General features: G+C 64.4%; 18 protein-coding genes, 1 tRNA gene and 1 pseudogene. 11 read left to right on the forward strand and 9 right to left on the reverse strand.

Annotated features, from left to right (window positions below; genetic code table 11):
• Positions 1 to 20 precede the first annotated feature (20 nt).
• The 3 genes from MX571_RS00835 (at position 21) to MX571_RS00845 (ending at position 2,409) form a co-directional block, all read left to right on the forward strand.
• Positions 21 to 314: a DUF6432 family protein gene (locus tag MX571_RS00835; protein WP_247413703.1), complete on the forward strand. Its 294-nt coding sequence runs from the start codon at positions 21 to 23 to the stop codon at positions 312 to 314.
• A gap of 151 nt (positions 315 to 465) precedes the next feature.
• A complete protein-coding gene (ygfZ, locus tag MX571_RS00840; RefSeq protein WP_247413704.1) occupies positions 466 to 1,569 on the forward strand; it encodes a CAF17-like 4Fe-4S cluster assembly/insertion protein YgfZ in 1,104 nt (367 codons plus the stop codon).
• Between the two features lie 168 nt (positions 1,570 to 1,737).
• Positions 1,738 to 2,409 (forward strand): hypothetical protein, encoded by a 672-nt coding sequence (locus tag MX571_RS00845; protein ID WP_247413705.1) that lies wholly within the window; start codon positions 1,738 to 1,740, stop codon positions 2,407 to 2,409.
• 48 nt (positions 2,410 to 2,457) lie between these two features.
• Here the strand turns inward: MX571_RS00845 and MX571_RS00850 are convergent, their stop codons facing one another.
• Entirely contained in the window at positions 2,458 to 2,943 is a 486-nt protein-coding gene (locus MX571_RS00850) for an RNA-binding protein (protein ID WP_247413706.1), read from the reverse strand.
• Positions 2,944 to 3,135: 192 nt separating this feature from the next.
• Here MX571_RS00850 and MX571_RS00855 point away from each other — a divergent pair, with 192 nt between their 5' ends.
• The 5 genes and pseudogenes from MX571_RS00855 (at position 3,136) to MX571_RS00875 (ending at position 9,289) form a co-directional block, all read left to right on the forward strand.
• Positions 3,136 to 3,432, forward strand: coding sequence for a DUF7562 family protein (locus tag MX571_RS00855; RefSeq protein ID WP_247413707.1), 297 nt, complete (start codon positions 3,136 to 3,138; stop codon positions 3,430 to 3,432).
• A gap of 688 nt (positions 3,433 to 4,120) precedes the next feature.
• Positions 4,121 to 5,431, forward strand: a pseudogene (locus MX571_RS00860) (RNB domain-containing ribonuclease); the annotation flags it as partial.
• A 251-nt stretch (positions 5,432 to 5,682) separates the two neighbouring features.
• Positions 5,683 to 7,251 carry a CARDB domain-containing protein gene (locus tag MX571_RS00865; protein WP_247413709.1) on the forward strand — a complete coding sequence of 523 codons (1,569 nt, stop codon included), beginning with the start codon at positions 5,683 to 5,685 and terminating at the stop codon, positions 7,249 to 7,251.
• Positions 7,248 to 8,162, forward strand: a complete 915-nt coding sequence (locus MX571_RS00870; RefSeq protein WP_368408963.1) for an ABC transporter ATP-binding protein — start codon at positions 7,248 to 7,250, stop codon at positions 8,160 to 8,162. The genes MX571_RS00865 and MX571_RS00870 overlap by 4 nt, the downstream gene beginning before the upstream one ends.
• Positions 8,159 to 9,289: an ABC transporter permease gene (locus MX571_RS00875; protein WP_247413710.1), complete on the forward strand. Its 1,131-nt coding sequence runs from the start codon at positions 8,159 to 8,161 to the stop codon at positions 9,287 to 9,289. Before MX571_RS00870 ends, MX571_RS00875 begins: the two co-directional genes overlap by 4 nt.
• Positions 9,290 to 9,438: 149 nt before the next feature.
• Here the strand turns inward: MX571_RS00875 and MX571_RS00880 are convergent, their stop codons facing one another.
• Positions 9,439 to 10,503: a DUF4352 domain-containing protein gene (locus MX571_RS00880; protein ID WP_247413711.1), complete on the reverse strand. Its 1,065-nt coding sequence runs from the start codon at positions 10,501 to 10,503 to the stop codon at positions 9,439 to 9,441.
• A gap of 485 nt (positions 10,504 to 10,988) precedes the next feature.
• Here MX571_RS00880 and MX571_RS00885 point away from each other — a divergent pair, with 485 nt between their 5' ends.
• A complete protein-coding gene (locus MX571_RS00885) occupies positions 10,989 to 11,993 on the forward strand; it encodes a tyrosine-type recombinase/integrase (RefSeq protein WP_247413712.1) in 1,005 nt (334 codons plus the stop codon).
• Positions 11,994 to 11,999: 6 nt separating this feature from the next.
• Here MX571_RS00885 and MX571_RS00890 read toward each other — a convergent pair whose 3' ends face one another.
• On the reverse strand, positions 12,000 to 12,644 hold the full coding sequence (locus MX571_RS00890) for a hypothetical protein (protein WP_247413713.1): 645 nt from the start codon (positions 12,642 to 12,644) through the stop codon (positions 12,000 to 12,002).
• A gap of 299 nt (positions 12,645 to 12,943) precedes the next feature.
• On the opposite strand from MX571_RS00890, the gene MX571_RS00895 reads away from it, so the two are divergent.
• Together MX571_RS00895 and MX571_RS00900 are read left to right on the forward strand one after the other, a co-directional pair.
• Positions 12,944 to 13,747, forward strand: a complete 804-nt coding sequence (locus MX571_RS00895) for a hypothetical protein (protein WP_247413714.1) — start codon at positions 12,944 to 12,946, stop codon at positions 13,745 to 13,747.
• Between the two features lie 1,046 nt (positions 13,748 to 14,793).
• A complete protein-coding gene (locus MX571_RS00900; RefSeq protein ID WP_247413715.1) occupies positions 14,794 to 15,054 on the forward strand; it encodes a hypothetical protein in 261 nt (86 codons plus the stop codon).
• Positions 15,055 to 15,760: 706 nt separating this feature from the next.
• Here MX571_RS00900 and MX571_RS00905 read toward each other — a convergent pair.
• The 6 genes from MX571_RS00905 to MX571_RS00930 all read right to left on the reverse strand — a co-directional run bounded on the left by MX571_RS00905 (position 15,761) and on the right by MX571_RS00930 (position 19,980).
• Complete coding sequence (locus MX571_RS00905) at positions 15,761 to 16,186, reverse strand: hypothetical protein (protein ID WP_247413716.1); 426 nt, start codon at positions 16,184 to 16,186, stop codon at positions 15,761 to 15,763.
• A 316-nt stretch (positions 16,187 to 16,502) separates the two neighbouring features.
• A tRNA-Ala gene (locus MX571_RS00910) sits at positions 16,503 to 16,574 on the reverse strand.
• A 141-nt stretch (positions 16,575 to 16,715) separates the two neighbouring features.
• Positions 16,716 to 17,024, reverse strand: a complete 309-nt coding sequence (gene rpsJ / locus MX571_RS00915; RefSeq protein ID WP_247413717.1) for a 30S ribosomal protein S10 — start codon at positions 17,022 to 17,024, stop codon at positions 16,716 to 16,718.
• Between the two features lies 1 nt (position 17,025).
• Positions 17,026 to 18,291, reverse strand: coding sequence for a translation elongation factor EF-1 subunit alpha (gene tuf / locus MX571_RS00920; RefSeq protein ID WP_247413718.1), 1,266 nt, complete (start codon positions 18,289 to 18,291; stop codon positions 17,026 to 17,028).
• Between the two features lie 160 nt (positions 18,292 to 18,451).
• Entirely contained in the window at positions 18,452 to 19,420 is a 969-nt protein-coding gene (locus MX571_RS00925; RefSeq protein WP_247413719.1) for a homoserine dehydrogenase, read from the reverse strand.
• Entirely contained in the window at positions 19,417 to 19,980 is a 564-nt protein-coding gene (locus MX571_RS00930; protein WP_247413720.1) for an amino acid-binding protein, read from the reverse strand. The genes MX571_RS00925 and MX571_RS00930 overlap by 4 nt, the downstream gene beginning before the upstream one ends.
• Positions 19,981 to 20,034: the final 54 nt, after the last annotated feature.

Here is a 20,034-nt window from a genome sequence, read left to right on the forward strand (position 1 = left end):
CGGCCGTGGTACCCGGACGTATGCGCGCCAAGCGGGAGTACCGGAACCGCGACGACACCGAGGTCGGGGTGCTCGACACCCTCGTCGGTCACGGGGAGGGGATGACCGTGTTCGAACTGCGGACGCGCGTCGACGTCGAAATCGACGCGCTGGAGGAGGCGCTGGCCGGTCTGAAGGAGGACAGCCTCATCACGACCACCCGGGAGGACGGCCGGCTGGTCATCCGGCCCGCGGACCGGGTGGTCCCCGACGTGGACGACGAGGACGACGACGAGTCGCTCGTCGACCGACTGCGCGAGCGGTTCCCGTTCTGAGGGGTCGCCCCCGGTCCGAGTCGGGGTGATATCCACGCCGAGTAGCGGCCGGTCTCGCGGTCGGCGGGCGTCGGAGCCTGGGTCGACAGGAGTCGGAGCCGGGAGTCGTGAGACCGGTGGCGTCTTACTCCGAGCGGGACAACGTCGGGGTATGACTGTCATCGAGGAGGCGCACACCGATCACGGAGCGACGTTCCGGACGGTCGGTGGCCGTCGCGTCGTCGAGGACTACGGGCGACCAGAACGCACCCACCGCGCGGTCCGCAACGGCGTCGGCGTCTGCGAGATGGGCTACGGCGTCGTCGAGGTCACGGGCGAGGACCGCGTCGACTTCGTCGACAACGCCGTCTCCAACCGCGTCTCGGCGGCGGACGGCGAAGGTGTCTACGCTCTGCTGCTCGACCCACAGGGGCGCATCACCACCGACCTCTACGTCTACACGACCGAGGAGCGACTGCTCGTGTTCTGTCCGCCCGACCGGGCCGAACCGCTCGCGACCCAGTGGCGCGAGAACACGTTCATCCAGGACGTCTCCATCCGCGTGGCGAACGACGACTTCGGCGTCTTCGGCGTCCACGGCCCCCACGCGACCGAGAAGGTCGCGTCCGTCCTGAACCGGGCGGGCGCGCCCGAACCCGCGCTCACCTTCGTCCGCGGGTCGATGGGCGACGCCGGCGTCACCGTCGTCGCGAGCGACTGCCCGACCGGCGAGGACGGCTACGAGGTCATCTGCGCGGCCGACGCCGCGAGCGAGGTGTTCGAGACGCTCGTCGTCCGGGGGAACAACGCCGCGCCGTTCGGCTACCGGACGTGGGAGACGCTCACCCTGGAAGCCGGGACGCCGCTGTTCGACACCGAACTGTCGGGGAAGGTCCCGAACGTCGCGGGCGTCCGGAACGCGCTGGACTTCGAGAAGGGCTGTTACGTCGGGCAGGAGGTCGTCTCGAAGGTCGAGAACGTCGGCCAGCCCTCCCAGCGACTCGTCGGCCTCGCGCCCGAGGCCGTCCCGGAGGCCGGTGCGCCCGTGTTCGCGGGCGACGACGAGGTGGGCGAGGTGACCCGCGCCGTCGCGGGACCGAGCTACGAGGCCCCCGTCGCGTTCGCGTACGTCACGTTCGACGCCGCGAGCGACGTGACGAGCGTCGGCGCGCCGGAGGGAGCGGGAGCCGACACGGTTCCGACCGACGTCGTCTCGCTCCCGTTCGTCGAGGGCAGCGGCCGGTCGGCACGCCTCCCGACGTACCCCAGCGAGTGACGGGCCGACCCCAGTAGGCGGCGAGCCAGCGACGCGTGGTTCTGGCGAGAGGAGGACCGAAACGTATCGAATTTGGATTATGTCGCCCGTCGCAGTCGGTGCGAGCGCGTCGCAACCGGCGCGAACGGGGAGAAGGAATATACTCTCCGGCGTCGAGTTATGTCAGTAATGAGGACGAAGCTGGTAGCGGTTGCGCTCGCGGTACTCGTCGTGCTGTCGGGCTGTAGCGCCATCGACATCAATCGACCCGCGGACAACGCGTCGAACACGACCGAGGCACCCGGCGGGGCGGGTGCACCCGCAGAGGGAACGGACGACGCCGAGACGGGCGACGCGGACGAGACGGTGACCGAGCAGGCGGCCGACCCGGCGACCCGGACGGCGACGGCGGACGCCGGGACGACGGAGCCGACGGCCACACCCGCCTCGAACGTACTCCGACTCAGCAACGGCGACGACGAGGACTACGTCGTCGCGGTCACGGTGACGAAGGGGCCCATCGAGGCGGTCAAACTCCACAACGGGGACGACTCGACGGACATCGTCGTCCTCGACGGGCGCTCCGTCGACGACGTGCTCACCGCCGACACCGTCGACGTCGAACCCATCGAGGTCGTCCAGGCCAGCCAGGAGTTCGCGGTCGACTCCGGCGAGACCGTCACCGAGACGCTGCCCGGCGGCGAGCGCCGACACGTCCTCGTCGAGCTACTGACCGACGACGAGGCGGCGACCGTCGTCGGCGCGGGCGTCGTGACGTGCACCGCGGGCGACACGATTGGCGAAGTGTCGGTCATCGTCGACGGTGACGACGTGGAAGTGACGCGGCAGTGCGGCGACTGAGGAGGAGTAGACCGGCCGTACCCACTCGAAGAGTGCAGTGCGGACGGCTCAGAACGTCTGTTCGTAGAGGTCGTCGCCGACGTGGTGGAGCGACTCGACGACCTTCCCCGAGTCGCCGACGAGGTCCGACCCGGATTCGAGGGCGCGGCCGACCGCGAGCACCTTGCCGTGGGTCTCCTCGGCGATGGCGACGAGGTCGCCGCTCTCGATGCGGTCGTCGGCCTCGACGATGCCGGGACGCATCACGTCCGCGCCGCCCGAGACGAACGACACCGCGCCCGCGTCGACGGTGACGACGTTCTTCTCCGGGGGGAACGCGTTCGCGCCGCGGACGGTGAGGAACGGTTCGTCGTCGTCGCCGAAGTACGCGACCAGCGGGTCGCCGTCGACGAGGACGAGGTTCGTGTCGGCGTCCTCGAACTCGACGTGTTCGAACGAGTCGCCCGTCAGGTCGACGCCGAGGCCCTCGCTGAGCGCCTCCTCGATGCGCCGTATCTCGTCGCTCCGGAGGTGATGGCGGGACTTCACCTGCATACGTTCACCTCGCGCCCGGACCGGATAAACCGCCCGACACGCGGTGCGAACGAGGGTGGCGACGACGGCGCTCTCGCCTGCCTCGACGTCGGTGTCGTGAGTCCCGTCGTCTCGGTCGCGACGTATCCCTGCTAGTGACTGTCGTGCGTCGAGCGAAAAGCGATAAGGCGAGCGCGGCGTAGTGTCAGAACGATGTGGGGCTGGCGAAAGCGTGGTGCCGACCGCGTCGACTGTGTCGCCTGTGGGGCGTCAGTCGACCGCTCGTCCGCCCGCGAGTACGACAAAGAAGGCGACCGCTGGAACCGCGAGGCGAAGGAGTTCGAACACGTCTGCAAACCCTGCTATCGAGAGCTCTGTCACCAGCCACGGGCCGAACTGGAGACGCTGCTCCTCGACGTAGAGGGTGACGGGGGACTCAGCCGCGACGAGTTCCTCCGACGCTACGACGAACTGGTGACCGAACGCTACGGCTCGCTCGAATCGAAGTGAGGGACTCGTAGGCGTTCTTTTCGAGGCTGTGTACTCTGTCGCTGAGCGAGTGTCCTGGGTGATGGTCGTTCAGGAGCGTTCTCTGGAAGAGAGTGCATCGCGAAGACTTCGAAAGCCCTCGGGCGCTCCTGAAGACTCGCTCCGCTCGTCTTCCGTGCTCCCGTTCACTTCGTTCACGGGAACTCCGGTCGCGCGAGGCACGCTGCGCGCTTCGCTCGTTCCCGTGAGTCACTCGCACCAGTGCTTGCGACCTCGTGCTTCCCGTACCGCCCTCGCCCTTTCAGTCCTATGCTGAACTCGCTTTGCTCGTTCAGCGAGTTCCCGTTCGCTCCGCTCACGGGAACCCCAGGCCCGCGACCGCACCGCGCCTACCTTTCCCGTCGGCCGCGCACGAGCGCGCGGCCAGCCGTTGCGGTTAGCAGTGGCCGGGAGCGTGTGTCCGAACTCCGTGAGGACCGCGCGACCCGGGGAAGGGCAGGGCTGCCGGTGTTGCCCTGGCGGACTGAAAGGGCGAGTCGGGAGGGCGAAGCTCGGCGAAACAAGCACCGCAGCGAAGCGAGGAGCGCAGCGAGCCGCGCGAGTCCTCCCGGTGAGGGCTTTCGAAGCGTTCTCCACTCGACCATCACCAAGGCGCACGCATCACCCTAGCCCCGACACGCCTAACTGCGCGCTCTCGCTACACGAGTCCATGAGCGAACAGGAACAGGATTCTACCGACGAGAAGCGTGCGGCGCAGTCGGAGGCCGGCACGGCCGAAGGGCAGGGGCCGGTCGAGATCGACGAGGAGCTGGCGCGCCACCTCGCCAACAAGCGCGAGGACCTCTTCGAGAAGTTCGAGATACGCGACGGGTTCCCGCAGGCGGTCCTCGACGAGGCCGAGGAGCGGACCGAGGGCGTCGAGGAGGAGATTCAGACGGAACTCGACGACCGGAAGGACCTCCGGGACCTGACGACGTGGACGACCGACCCGCTCGACGCGCAGGACTTCGACGACGCCATCTCGGTCGAGCGCACCGAGGACGGCTACCGGCTGTGGGTCCACATCGCGGACGTCAGCCACTACGTCCACCCGGGCAGCGAGATGTGGGCCGAGGCCGTCGAGCGCGGGAACACCGTCTACCTCCCGGCGTACACCATCCACATGCTGCCGCCGGTGCTCGCCGAGACGGTCTGCTCGCTGGTGCCCAACGAGGACCGACTGGCCCACACCGTCGAGATGGAACTCGACGGCGAGACGCTCAGCTACGAGTCCATCGACATCTACAAGTCCGTCATCCACTCCGACGAGCGCCTGACGTACTCGCAGGCCGAGGCGCGACTCGACGACCCGGACCTCCCGCTCCACGAGGAGTGCTCGCTGGTGTTCGAACTCGCAGACCGGATGCACGAACAGCGCAAGGAGGACGGCTCGCTCGTCCTGAACCCCTCCAGGGACCGCGCGCACACCATCATCGAGGAGTGCATGCTGAAGGCGAACAAGGCGGTCACGCACGTCCTCATGTTCGAGCGCGGCGTCGAGGCGATGTACCGCGTCCACCCACAGCCCTCCCCCGACGAGTGGGACAAGGCGCTCCGGGAGATACAGGAACTCGACAGCGTCTCGATTCCGGGCGACTCGTGGGACGACCCGCGGAAGGCCGTCAACGCGACGCTCGAACAGGCACCGGGCCGTCAGTTGCGGAAGATACAGCGCGCCGTGATGCGCGTGATGCCCCGCGCGAAGTACATGAACGACCCGTTCGGCGGCCACCACGCGCTCAACTTCGAGATATACGGGCACTTCACGTCGCCCATCCGGCGGCTGTCGGACCTCGTCAACCACTGGATCGTCCACGAGAACGACGTCCCCGAGGACCTGCTCGAACTCTGTGACCGCGCCAGCGAGAAGCAGAAGCGCGCCGAGCGCTGCGAACGCGAGTACAAGCAGTTCCTCTCGGAGGTCGGCCTCGACGCCTACGCGGTGAACAACCGCGGACTGGTCGTCGTGGAGGACGACGAGGACGGCGAGGCCGACCAGCAGGAGGCCTCGGAAGACGGAGCGGAGAGCGAAGCGAACCGCGAGGACGACGACGCCGACACCGAGGACGGAGACGGCGAAGAACTCGAAGTCGGGGAGTAGGCCACGCACGCCTCACCTCCGAGTTCGAGAGTGTGTTCGCGTCGGAGGGACCGGGTTTGCCCGCGAGCGCCGGTCAGAAGCCGGAACCGTCGCCACGTTTTTGCGCGACCGGCGGCTATGCGGTACAATCGATGCCACGCCGTTCGGTCCCCGCCGCGCTCGCCCTCTCGGTCGCGCTGGTCGTCTCGCTCGGAGCCGGTGTCGTCGGAGTGAGTCCCACCGCCCTCGCCCAGGAGGTGCCCGACGCGCGCCTCACCGTCACCGACGCGACGGTGACACCCGCGGAACCGGTGACCGGCGCACCCACCACGATTGATGCGACGGTCTCGCTGTCGGGCGGGAGCACGTCGCCGGTCTCGCTCCAGCGGGTCGACCTCGTCGAGGGGGGCGAGACCATCGCCAGCGCGGACGACCTCGGCGCGCTCTCCGCGGGCGGGACGCTCACCGTCCCCCTGACGGCCACGTTCGACCAGCCGGGGCAGCGCGACCTCGAACTCGTCGTCGTCGGTGAGAACGCGAGCGGAGGCGAGGTCAGCGCGACCCGACCGCTGACCGTCGTCGTCGAGTCCGCACCGCCGCTCCTCACCGTCCAGTCGAGCGAGGCCGTCGCGGGGACCCAGTCACAGGTCGCCGTCGAGGTGGCGAACCCGACGACGGCGGCGATGCGGAACGTCGTCGTCGACGTGCAGGCCGGCGACGCGACGGGACGGGCGACGCTCGCCACGCTCGCCGGCGGCGCGACAGAGACGGTCAACGTCACGGTCGCCCCCGAGTCGACGGGCGACGTACCCGTGGACGCGACCGTGACCTACACGACCGCGGCGGGATCCGTCGCGGAGACGACGACCAGCACGACGCTCGCGGTGTCGGAGTTGCGGGAGGACGTCGGCGTCCGCGTCGAGCGGGCGAGCCAGAACCAGCAGAGCAGCGGTGGCGGCAGCCTGCAGGACCAGCTCGGCAGTCTCGTCGGTGGCGGGGCGACCGGCGGCGCGGCAGCCCAGCAGGGTAGCGAGAACGACGACGAGTCGAGCGGGTCGCAGGTCGCGGTCACCGTGACGAACTTCGGGAACGCACCGATTCGGGAGGTGGTGGTCCAGCAGCGCTCGAACGGGAGCGACGGTCCGCGATACGCCGTCGGGACGCTCGCGCCCGGTGCCAGCGAGTCGGTGCCCGTCGACCTCTCGCGCGTTCCGGGTGGGCAGGTACAGTTCGAGACGACGTACTCGCTCGCTGGCGAGTCTGGCAGCGAGACGGCGGCGTACGACTACCGCCCGCAGACCGGCGCGATTCGCGTGACGGGCGTGAACCTCACCGTGACCGACGGCACCCTCAGAATCGAGGGGAACGCGGGCAACACGGGCGAGGCGACCGTCTCGGGCGTCGTCGTCGCCGTTGCTGAGTCGGAGTCCGTCGGCCCGGCGTACCCGCAACGCGACTACTTCGTCGGGAGCGTCGAGGGCAGCGAGTTCGCCCCGTTCGAACTCACCGCGGACATCGACCTCGCCAACGCGAGCAGCGTCCCCGTCGACGTGACGTACGTCGTGAACGGCGTCGAGCGGGCCGACCGCGTCGAGTTGCCCCTCGACGGCGTCGAGGAACGCGAGCGCGGCGGGTCGGACTTCCCGCTGAGTCTCTCGAGCGCGTTCGTCGTCGTCCTGCTCGCCGCGGCGGCCGTCGCCGTCGCGGTCCGGTTCAGATGAGCGACGACGGGGCGAGCCCGGACGACGGCTCGTCGTCGACCGACGGCGCGACCCCACCCGACGCCGCTGCCGAGTTCGTCGTCGAACTCCGCGGCGTCACGAAGGAGTACCGCTCGGCCAGCGAGACGGTCGTCGCCCTCGACGACGTGGACTTCACGGTCCGACCGGGCGAGTTCGTCGCCGTCGTCGGCCCCTCGGGGTCGGGGAAGTCGACGATGCTGAACGTCCTCGGCCTGCTCGACGTGCCGACACGCGGCGAGCAGTACCTCCGGGGACGCGACGTGACGGCACTCACCGACGAGGAGGGGACCGACGCGCGCAAGCGCGCCATCGGGTTCGTCTTCCAGGACTTCCACCTCATCCCGACGCTCACCGCGACGGAGAACGTCGAACTCCCGACGCTGTTCGACGGGCACGTCGCGGGGACCGACGAGGACCCCACAGCGCGCGCCCGCGACCTGCTCTCCCGCGTGGGGCTCGGCGACCGACTCGACCACGACCCGACACAGCTCTCGGGCGGACAGAAACAGCGCGTCGCCATCGCGAGAGCGCTCGTCAACCGGCCGGCGCTCGTGCTGGCCGACGAACCGACGGGTAACCTCGACCGCGAGACGGGAGCGACCATCCTCGAGGAGTTCCGGCGCATCTGCGACGACGGCGTCAGCGTGGTCGCCGTCACGCACGACGAACTCGTCACGCGGTTCGCCGACCGGACGGTCGAACTGGTCGACGGCGTGTTGCGCGAACGCGAGGCGGGCGAACCGACCGACGACGTCGGGTTCTCCGCGAGCACCGACGGCGGGAACGAGGCGGCGGACGGCGAGAGCGACGACGCGGACGTGATGGGCGGCGAGAGCGACGACGCGAATGGGCCGGCCGAGTCGGAGCCGGTCGCCGAGGACGAGCGATGAGGCGCTTTCCCGCCGTGCTCATGGCGCGCCGGAACCTCTCGCGAAACCGCCTGCGGTCGGGGCTGGCGGCGCTGGGCATCGTCATCGGCGTGTTCGCCATCGCGACGCTGGGCATCTTCGGGACGGTCCTCCAGCTGTCGGCGACGAACGAACTCGGCGACATCGGGAACCAGGTCATCGTCTCGCCGAACGCCGACGCGGGCAGCGACAGCCTCAGCTCCCGCGACGTCCGGGAGATTCGCCGGGCGGCGAGCGGCCGCGGGACCGTCGTCCCGCTGGTCTCCGACGGCGGCGTGGTGTCGGCGGGCGGCGACCAGACGTTCTCGCAACTGTACGGCACCGACGACCCGGCGACGCTGTTCGAGGCACAGGACGGGACGCTCCCGGCGGTCCACCGACAGGGAGCCATCGTCGGTTCTGACGTGGCCGAGACGCTGTCGCTGTCGGTGGGGAGCGTCGTCGAGATAGAGGGCAACCGCTACCGCGTCGTCGCGGTGCTGGCCGAGAGCGACACCATCACGCCCATCCGCCCGGACGACGCCGTGGTGCTGCCCCCCGGCGAGTTCGTCCAGACCGAGCCGACGCAGGTGGTCGTGCAGGCCGACTCCGGGAGTGCGGCGACGGCCGTCGCGAGCGAGGTCCGGTCGACGCTCAACGCCCGAACCGAGCGCGTCTCAGTCTTCGAACTCTCCTCCATCCTCTCGACCATCGCGGAGTTCTTCGCGCTGCTCAACGCCTTCCTGCTCGGACTGGCCTCCATCTCGCTGGTCGTCGCCGGGGTCAGCATCTTCAACGTGATGCTGATGAGCACGACCGAGCGCCGCCAGGAGATCGGCGTCCTCAGGGCGGTCGGCGTCCAGAAGGGCGAGGTGCTGCGAACGCTGCTGGTCGAGGCCGCGTTGCTCGGCGCTCTCGGCGGCGTCGTCGGGGCACTGGCGAGCGGCGCCGTCGCGGTCGGGCTCGCCGCGTTCGTCGAGCAGATATCGTACGACGTGGTGTTCGTCGCACGCAACGGCGCGTACCTCGTCGGCGGGTTCGCGTTCGGCGTCCTGGTGAGCCTGGTCAGCGGGCTCTACCCGGCGTGGACGGCGGCGAGCGAGCGACCGGTGGAGGCATTGCGAGATTGAGTGTCGTTCAGGTGGAACAGCAGGCGCTCTCGGTCGCTCGTACTTCTTACCCCCTCCGAGCAGTGATCGCATCGCCTCGAAGAGCGCCGCCACTGCCGGACGAAACACGAGACCGAACAGGCGGCTACGAGAGACGAAAGGCCTCCTGTTCAGTCCAGCGTCCAGAACGACTTCGACGGGTCGCTGAAGTCGAGGAAGTTGAACACCCAGAACTGCGACTCGGTGTCCGTCTCGACCTGATACGCGAGTTCGCCGCGTCGGGACTCACCGGGGGCGATGTCCGAACCCTCTTCGTAGGCCTGGTCGAGCGAGGACGACCCCATGAGGTCGCCCGTGAACGAGAGGCCGGTGCCGGTCTTGACGCGCATCTGGAGCAGTGTCGAGACAGTGAGCGCCTCGTCCGTCCCGTTAGTGATTTCGATGTCCGGGATGACGTACTCGGAGCCCTCCTCTGCCTCCGCGTAGTCGCCGAGCGAGGACTCGCGGCGGACGCCGTGGAGTGTCACGGTCACGCCCTCGTACGTCGCCTCGGTGCCGGGGTCGTTCACCTCGACGCCGAGGTCCTGGGTTAGGTCCGCCGCGGAACTCGCTTCCGAGGCGAGGTCGATGGTGACGCGGTCGAAGCTGGTGAAGTCGAAGGCGCTGAAGTCGAACTGCATCGTGAGGTCACCGGTGCCCTCCGGAACCTCGAACACCATGTCGCCACGCGAGACTTCGCCCGGAGCGAGGACACTGCTGTCGATGGGGTGGTCCGTCGAGTTGAACGAGGCGTCGTAGACGTGGTTCTCGCCGTCTTTCAGCCGTGCTTGCCAGTAGCTCGAGAACTCGGCGAACGCGTCGCTCGTGTTCTTGACCGCCATGCGGACGACGACGAACTCGTTGCCCGACTCCGCCTCCGAGTACTCGCCGAGCGAGGTCGTCCGTTCGGTCGAACGAGCGACGAGCGAGAGGTTGTCCCCCTCCGCGACCTCGCCGAGCGTTACGTTCGCCTCGGCGGACCCGCCAGTGGTCGATTCTGCGTCGTCCGTCTCGGTAGCGGTCGCCTCCTCGCTGCCCTCGGTACTCTCTGACTCGTCGGTGTTCGACGTTGCATCGCCGCCGTCGCCACCGTTCGTCTCGTTATCCGCTCCGTCCTCGCTCGCACAACCGGCGAGGAGCGTCATTCCGGTGCCGACGCCAGCCAGCACTCGCCGTCGGTTAATGTCGTTCTCCATTAGCATGTTTTAGATACAATACAGATATTTGAAAATTCTTGAGGTGGAGTAACATCCTACAGTGTATCAGTTTGCGAGCAGCACTGTGCGTTCGAACCGTCGGATTCTGGCACCTGATGGCTACTCTGGCGGGGTCCTCGATGCGGGGGCGACCTGACTCGTCCAGACGGTGGGACGGCTCCTCATCGCTCCCGGTGTACACGCCCCTCCGAGTACCATCACTGAGAACCGAGAATCGAGAAGACTCGCCGGGAGTCCCGCGAGGGAGCGAAGCGACCGAGTGGGACTACGGCGAGTCCACTGACCGAAGTGAGCGAAGCGAACGAAGGGAAGTGGACTCGCCGGGATTTGAGACGCCGGGCTTCGCCCGCCGTGGCGATCTTCACCGTGAAGCTCGATTCTGCGGCGGATCACCGATCCCGCCGTGCTGGGTCCCAGGTCGCCGAGTCGTAGCGTCTGTTTCCGCGTTCGCCCAACAGCAGACTATGAACGCAACACCGCCCCACGACGCGAAGAACCGCTACCTAAAGGACAAATCGACTGAGGTGACGGATTCGACACTGGCCAACTACAAGACGACACTCAACATCTTCTGTGACTGGCTCGGTGACCGGGGAATCCTGTTCCTCAACACGCTCACCAGCGACGACATCCAGCAGTTCAAGGAATGGCGGGGGGAGGGCGTGAAGACGATCACGCTGAAAACGGACATGACCTGCATCAAGGGCTTCGTTCGCTTCTGTGAGCACATCAACGCTGTTCCAGATGGGCTCCACATGATGGTTCGCGTTCCGAAGCCAAATCACGAGGACGAGGTGGCGAGTAGCATCCTCTCACGGAACGAAGCCACTGCAATCCTGGCGTATCTCGACAAGCACGAGTATGCGTCGCTCCGGCACGTCATGTTCCTCCTGCTGTGGAAGACAGGGATGCGACGGAGCGCGCTGTATGCCCTTGATGTAGACGATTTCGACGGTGGGCCGAAACCGCACCTCCGATTGCGTCACCGACCTCACGAAGGAACTCCGCTCAAGAACAAGCATCGGGGGGAACGGGACGTGAGAATCAGCAGCGAAACCGCAGCGGTGATTTCGGACTTCCTCAAGTGGAATCACCCTGGGGCCGAAGATGAGTACGGACGGACCGCGCTCATCATGTCGTCTCAAGGGAACCGCTGTGAGCCCTCAACCATCCAGCGGAACATCTACACCGTTACTCGACCGTGCCACTACACCGGGGAGTGCCCACTGGGTCGTGATTTCAGCGAGTGTGAGGCGACTTCGTACAACACCGCGAGCAAGTGTCCCGCTTCAGTTGGCCCGCACGCCCTCCGACGGGGATACGTCACAGAGTCCCTGAACGCCGGGCAGCCGAAAGACGTGACCGCAGATCGGGTAGATATGAGCCTTGAAGTGCTGGACAAGCACTACGACCACGCGACGAAGAGTCAGAAGATGGAGCGTCGCGAGGATTATCTGATAGATATCTAACCCAGCCTACGCAGACTTGCTCTGAGTCAGCTCGATCATCTGAGTAAACATACGACCAATTGCCTTCGGAAGTGAAACTGCCCCCTCTGCCACAGAGGGGACGAATATTTCCTCGACAAATATCGAAAACGCCCGCTCATCGTATTTTTTGATTCCAACTGCCGACACGGTATTGAGCAAGATTCGTCCCTCTTCGACTGCCCCTTGATTCCAACCTCGCGCAGCCATTAACCACTCCACCGAATGTGGTTCGGGTGTTGAGGATATCGCCAGAGATTCAACTGCGGTGATTCGGAGTGATGCGGATAGAGCGATAACAAGGCTTGCCACGAAGGTAATCCAGGGTGACACGAAGAACCCACTGATACCGAAGAGAAGCGCGAGGACGAATTCACCGCTTGAGATAATAGAGCTGGCTCGCCTCCGAGATTCGTCAATTTCCTGTTGCAACTCCTCCGGCGACTCTTCAATCTCAGTCTCGCTCTCTTCCAAAATAGTCGCTGTACGGCTGATGAGTTCGTCCCTGATTTCGGTAGCGGTCTCCTCGCTCCCGATGGCCCAGTTGAAAATCCACCCGTGAAGCTTAGCGGCTGGCAAGCGTTTACCGAGAAATCGTGTGATGGCATTCGCAGTTGAAAACAGAATCAACACGGGAAACAACAACACCTGACGGCGCATTTCTAATCGTCTATATTCAGTAGATTCAGATTATAAAACCATTTCTTCGAGTTAGGCCGCTTCCCTTCACAAGAAGTTCGCACCGTCGATCTCGGGGTGCCGGGGGGAGGGGGCGGAATCGGCCGGAGTAGATGCAACTTCAGACTCTCTTGGTATACATAGGATGATTCCTGATAGGACTTTACAAGCGTTTACAGGCCTCTGTAAACCGGCCCCTGGCTAAGGGCCGACGAGTTCAAGTACCGATACAGCGTCTCTACTCATGATAAGTTATGAATGACCAAGAGTCAGGAGAGATATCTATTGAGTTAACAGATGAGCCGCGATGGGTCTCCTGGGTGAACTGGAGCGAGAATACCGACGAGACAAGTAGGGACCGAACCCATGTTCACACTCAACCTGTAGTTTGGGTCTCAAACGAACACGCAAATGCATCTGGGTCAAAGTCAGGGGCAGCGCCCATTATGTGGGAAGTTTGCCCGTTAGTGCCAAATCAGACGTATCTCAGCATGAAGTCTCATGAGATACGAGAGCGTAACATCCCGACCAGGTGTCTATCACCAGATATCCGGCGTAAAGATCCGGTTCACACGAACTATCGTCGGTTAGAGCTTGTTAATCGAGATCTCTGGAATTGGGAGTGGGAGAAAAAGGAAGTGGTTCATCCAATGGACTACTGGCGAATTGCTCATGCCATCATGAATCAATTAGAAATGACAGATTATCAGAAACAGCGGTTCCACTACCTATTCTGGAAGATCACTCCTCAAGAGAGGCAAAGATTCGGAGGGTCAGTGGAGAAGCTGATCTTCGGAGTATGTATGCTCGTCTGCTGGGAGGACGGTCGGAGAACGTCTCCCCGACAGAGACCATGGGATACCGAGTTCAAACGCCTTGCACTGGATCTGGGTATCCGCAAGCCCCTGTCAGTACTTGAGAAGACCAAACGGCTGATTGCTCCTTGGCTCAAAGATGAGCAGCAGCGCCGATTCCCTCCGAAACCACCTAAATCCCCTCTCCTTTCTGCCGATCTCAGAGACGACCCAAACAGTACGACTCCCGAGGTTGCAGCCTGAGAGTGGTATATAAACCCTCTACCATTAGTATGGGTGAGAACCCCGGTAGCCCGAACTGCACCGTTTTGATTCCCGGGGAATGTGGGGTGTCAGGCAGGTAGTCAGAGATACCTGGCATTCAACGCCGGGACTCGCAGGTATACGTGAGCCAAATTACGACTCGCGCGGTAGTTCCAGGGGGAGTTGAACGATTGTACCAACTGCGACGGCGACGCCAGCCCCCTCCCCCTGAAATAAGTTCGAAGAATTGTGGGGGAGATAATGGAGAGGAACAGACCAAGAGATTGCCCAGCAAACTTGCCATAGTGCCTTAACGAGCTTGGTGAGGGCTTTCCTAATAGAAGACCAAGATTTTGAAAAATTCTGTTAGAGGGACCATGAATCGAGAGAGTCGCTTTACAGTCATGTCACAACTGGATTCTTGCCAGTGCTTCTCCCTCATGTCCGAGGTATGAGCAGCACCCGTTGTCCCCTTCAGTTGGCCAGGGAGGTTAGGTTCTTCCGTAGACTATCCAGTCTGGCGGCCGTTTATTCGGTCATGAGGGGCTTCCACTACCTGTTTTCCAACGCTTCGAGCCGTCGATATGCCCGGAAAACTTCCTCAAAGTCAGTACCACTCCATCGAGAACTTCGCAATCACCCGACTGTATGACTTGCTTCAAGGAATGGCCACCCACCCTTACCCCGATGTTCGCATTCTCAATTAGGTTGCTTGCGATATTGTACCATAACACAGGAACGTTGACCGTATCCCGAAGGCCCGAGATCGGGAGATCTCCACGGGACGAGTCTGTGGCACTCGCTGAGAGAGATAATCGAACGGATCTGGCCAAATCTACCCAGACGACCCTCACGGTCGCCCGCGAGCGATTGTAGCCTTTTTCAGTGGGTGGGTGAGGAATTTTCCCCCAGGGGATAGGGCGCGCTGAGCGACGAATAACAACCACGGGACCACGAGTGATAGATTGCCGCTTTTGATAGACTCAGAGCGTGAGTCTAACGTATCTTCCCGAAAGTATATTCCAACACACAGCAATCACCAACATATGGTCTCGCTCGGTCTCTCACAGGTACAATTCCTCGTCGCCCACGTAGCTATTGCCGGGGTAGTCTACGTGAGCGTGCAGGATTATGGACGGAGTACGGCACTACTGGCCGCTCTCGCGGCGGTTGCACTGCCGTTCGCCCTCGCGTTCTTCGGTGTCGGGCTGGTGAACACATTGGTGATTGAACTGGTGGTGCTATCGGCCTATTTCATTCGCAACCAGTATCGAGACGGTCGCATATCCCACTCACTCAACCACTGACGGGGGCCATTCTACCATTGGCTCGTGATACACTCGCGGCACGTACCTAACAGCTGAGTCATCAAACGTTTCCATGGAATAAAGTTGAGGTAATAGTCGGATGCTCGTCCCCTAATCATCCCCTGAGTAAGTACTGGTGATAACCTAATTTGGCCCCCTTGGGAACAAGCCCGTTGATGAGCCGGGGGCGTTGATTCCGGTGAAACAACCGTGGGTTCTTCTTTCGTCCAGACTCGCGAATAGACCGGACAGGCGATAAATGGGGTTATGCCGAGAGGGTGGTATATAAACCCCCTACCATTAGTATGGGTGTAGAACTCCGGTAGCCCGAACTGCACCGTTCTGGTCCGGGGGGAAGGGAGGAAAGCGTCGGACGGGGCACGGGAAAACGAGTGGTCAATCTTGGCTAATCCCCAATCCACAGGACAATTCGCGAGCCACGCGGTGTTTCCCGGGTGGGGTGGGCGACTGCACCAACTGTGACGGCGACGCCCGCCCCCTCCCCCTGATACCAGTGCGTTTGATTACGGGGGAGAGTACGCATGCAGGAACCGAGGAATAATTAGGCTGATCGGTCAGGTGTCGGAACCAGCCGTTCAAGCGACCTAATAGAAGGTCTGGTGTCGAAAAATTCTGTCTGAGTGACCACGGGTCAAGGAAGTCGCTTTCCAGTCGTGTCACAACCCCCTGTGAATTAGCCAACTTGCTACTTCCAGAACACGATTTTCCGAAGGAGATGGAGCAATACGAGAACGAATTCCCCCGCTGAATCAAGTATACCCTCGATTGCCTTCAATCGATTCTGTTTGCGCTCGTAGCCTTGTTTCTCGATCCGGCCCTCCGCGCGAGCAAAGTTCATCCGTATCTTCGTTGCTTCTGTCTCTATTTTCCGCCGGAACCGCCGTAGTTCCTCGTGTGTCCATGGTTCCAACCCATAGATTTGCGCCAACGTTGGTGTAACGAGGCGGCCTCTGTTATATTCCGCCTTGGTACGGTCTACTTCATTCTCGTAGAGTAGAGCTTTGGAACGCAATTCGCTGGCCGTCAACTCTTCTAACGCTCCGACAGAGTACACCTCCTGCCAGGTGCTGAGTTTCTCTTCAAGTTCAGACGGGAATGCTGACTCACCCATTATCTACTGAAAGTACCCAAGTTATATAATTCAAATGTTTGAATAGTTTGGGGAGGCTGGACAAGCCTTGTATCAATTACCGGGCGGGCAGCTGCCGAAACCATCTACCGGCGACTCCCCTCGGAACGGGTGGACGAAGTGCGCAACAGTGGTCACTATGAGAAATCGTGTGACGGGCAAGCTGGGACTCGCAGGAATCACCAAGACGCAGGCGGCAATCCGCGCCGCATGGCTGTACCAACTCGTCGATTATAGGCAGGTAAAGGGTAAATAGAAGCCGCGCCTCAGTGCGATTACTGAACGCGCGCAGCGCGTATGGACTCGCCGGGATTTGAACCCGGGGCCTCTTCCTTGCGAAGGAAGCGATCTGCCACTGATCTACGAGCCCGCGTGTTTTCGTATCGCCGTCGCGTACTTGTAGCTTCTGTTTCGAAGAGGTGCGTCAGGCCGTGACGCCCCGGTAGCCGCTCGCCTCCGCGGTAGTGCGGCCGCTACCGACGTGATGAAAGAGAGAATCGGGAAGAGTCCGTCAGTCCTCGAGGACGATCTCGATGCTGACGTCGTTGGGCACCTGAACGCGCATCAGCTGGCGCAGCGCCCGCTCGTCCGCATCGATATCGATGAGCCGCTTGTGGACGCGCATCTCCCAGTGCTCCCACGTCGCCGTCCCCTCACCGTCGGGAGACTTGCGGGTGGGTACTTCGAGTCGCTTCGTGGGGAGTGGGACCGGACCCGACAGCGCGACACCCGTCTTGTCCGCGATGTCGCGGACGTCGCCACAGATGTCGTCGAGGTCGTCGGGGCTGGTACCAGCGAGTCGGACGCGTGCTTGCTGCATCTTATCGCTCGTCGACGCTCAGGACCTTGCCTGCGGCGATGGTCTGACCCATGTCGCGGATGGCGAAGCTCCCGAGTTCGGGGATCTCACCGGACGGCTCGATGCTGAGCGGCTTCTGCGGACGGATGGTGACGACGGCAGCGTCGCCCGACTGGATGAAGTCGGGGTTCTCCTCGGCGACCTCACCGGAGGCCGGGTCCAGCTTCTGGTCGATGGACTCGATGGTACACGCGACCTGCGCCGTGTGGGCGTGGAAGACCGGCGTGTAGCCAGCGGTGATGACGCTCGGGTGCTGCATGACGACGACCTGCGCCTGGAACGTCTCGGCGACCGTGGGCGGGTCCTCGGCCGGGCCACAGACGTCGCCGCGGCGGATGTCGTCCTTGCCGATGCCACGCACGTTGAACCCGACGTTGTCACCGGGCTCTGCGCGGGGCACCTCCTCGTGGTGCATCTCGACGGTCTTCACCTCGCCGCCGACGTCCGAGGGCTGGAACGAGACGTTGTTGCCCGTCTCCAGCACACCGGTCTCGACGCGGCCGACCGGGACCGTCCCGATGCCCGAGATGGTGTAGACGTCCTGAATCGGCAGGCGGAGCGGCGCGTCCGTCGGAATCTGGGGCTCCGGCAGGTCGTTGAGCGCTTCGAGGAGCGTCTGGCCGTCGTACCACGGCGTGTTGTCGCTCGCCTCGGAGACGTTGTCGCCCTCGAACGCCGAGGTGGGGACGAACGTCGCGTCGTCGGACGGGAAGCGGACCTGCTTGAGGAGCTGGATGACCTCCTCCTTGACCTCCTCGTAGGACTCCTCCTTGTAGTCGACGAGGTCCATCTTGTTGACCGCGATGATGAGCTCGTCGATGCCCAGCGTGCGGGCGAGGAAGACGTGCTCGCGGGTCTGGGGCGCGACGCCGTCGTCCGCGGCGACGACGAGGACGGCGTTGTCTGCCTGGGACGCGCCCGTGATCATGTTCTTCACGAAGTCGCGGTGACCCGGACAGTCGACGATCGTGAAGTAGTAGGAGTCGGTGTCGAACTCCTGGTGGGCGATGTCGATGGTGACACCACGCTCGCGCTCCTCGGCGAGGTTGTCCATGACGTAGGCGAACTCGAAGCCACCCTTGCCCTTCTCTTCGGCTTCCTCTCGGTGCTGCTCGATGACGTGCTCGGGTACGGACCCTGTCTCGAACAGGAGTCGCCCGACCATCGTACTCTTCCCGTGGTCGACGTGGCCGATGACGGCCAGGTTCTGGTGCGGTTTGTCTGCCATGTATTAGTCCACGCGCAGATGCGCTGTGGCGAAAGCTTTTGCCTGAACCGGATAAAACCATTTCGATAGACGCTGCAGGCCACCCCGCCGCCGTCCGGCGGTTTGGCACAGGCTACCACGATACGAAGGCCCTCGGTTTATATCCGGACCGAGGGGAGAGTCAGGAGTTCCGACCGGTCGGTCGGGACAGTCGGCCCACGTCCGCGAGCACCGCCGTCGCCGTCTCGGGACCGCCCGCACCGCGGCCCGAGATGTTCAGGCGACCCGCGTGGTCGGTCTCTATCTGGACGATGTTGCGCGTCCCGGCGACGGCGAGCGTGCCGTGTTCGGGGATGAGCCGCGGCCCGACCCGGATGTCGCCGTCCTCGACGCTCCCGATGAGGCGGACGGTCATCCCGTCCTCGCCCGCGAGCGAGAGCGCCTCGCTCGGCAGGCCGTCGATGCCCTCCACGTCGGCGTCGGCCAGCGAGTAGCCGCCGCCGTACAGCACGTTCGCGAGGATGACGCACTTCAGCGCCGCGTCGGTCCCCTCCACGTCGAACGAGGGGTCGGCCTCGGCGACGCCGAGGTCCTGCGCTTCCGCGAGGACGTGTTCGTAGTCCAGGCCTTCGGCGGCCATCCGCGTCAGGACGAAGTTCGCCGTCCCGTTGAGCACGCCCCGGACCGCCGTGACGTGGGACGGGCCGAGGTCGTCGATGGTCGTCACCGCGGGAATCGCGCCGCCGACCGTCGCCTCGAACAGCACGCGCCCCTCGCTCTCGCGTTCGGCCGCGCGCAGGTCGTCGTAGCGTTCGGCGACCGGCCCCTTGTTCGCCAGCACGACGTGGCGGTCCCGGTCGAGCGCCGTCTCGACGTGGCCGTAGCCCGGTTCGGCGTCGCCGAGCGTCGTCGGCGTCGCCTCGACGAGCACGTCGTAGTCGGCGTCCAGCGCCGCCTCGGGCGCGTCGTCGCCGACGGTGCCCGCCTCCTCCTTCCGCCCGAGCACCGAGTCGGGGTCGAGCGTCTCGCCCGACGGCGCGACGGCCGCGGACGAGGAGTCGGCGACGGCGACCACCTCGTGGTCGTACGACGCCGCGAGGTCGACGACCGCACGCCCGACCGCACCCGCACCGACGACGGCGAGTCTCACGGCGTCACCTCCACGAGCGGTTCGACGACGGTGAGTCCCTTCTCGTCGGCGACGTCCCGGAGAGCGTCGAGCACCGAACGCGCCGTCCCCGACTCGGCGTCGAGGCGGACGCGGGCGCTCGTCACGCCGTCGTCCACCTCGCCGCGCGCGAGGCGCAGCGAGAAGTCCACGACGGTGGCGCTCGTCGAGCGCTCCAGTTGCGAGAGGGTGTCCGAGAGGTCGGTGTCGACGAGGTGACCGACGAGGACGACGGTCAACTGCTCGCCGTAGCGGTCCGCACCGGCGCGGACGACGTTGACGCCGTTGTCGCGCAGGGCGGTGACGATGCGCTCGAACCGCTCGGGCGTCGCTTCGAGGTCCACCTCGACCGGGATGTGTCCGCGGGGCGTGACGTGGCCGCGCTCGTGGAACACCGAGAGGAGGTTGCCCCCGTTCTCGGCGATGGGGCGCAGCGCGTTCAGCAGTTCGCCCGGTTCGTCCACCAGTTCGAGGCGGACGGTGTACGCCCGCGGCGAGTCGCTCACGGGCCCCTCGGGCGCGCTCCCCGAGTCGTCGCTCATCGGTCGGCCCTCGCACGTCTGGTCATATCTCGTGGGGAGCGCTCCCCCGGAGAA

The organism is Halomarina salina (assembly GCF_023074835.1).
Lineage (GTDB): Archaea > Halobacteriota > Halobacteria > Halobacteriales > Haloarculaceae > Halomarina > Halomarina salina.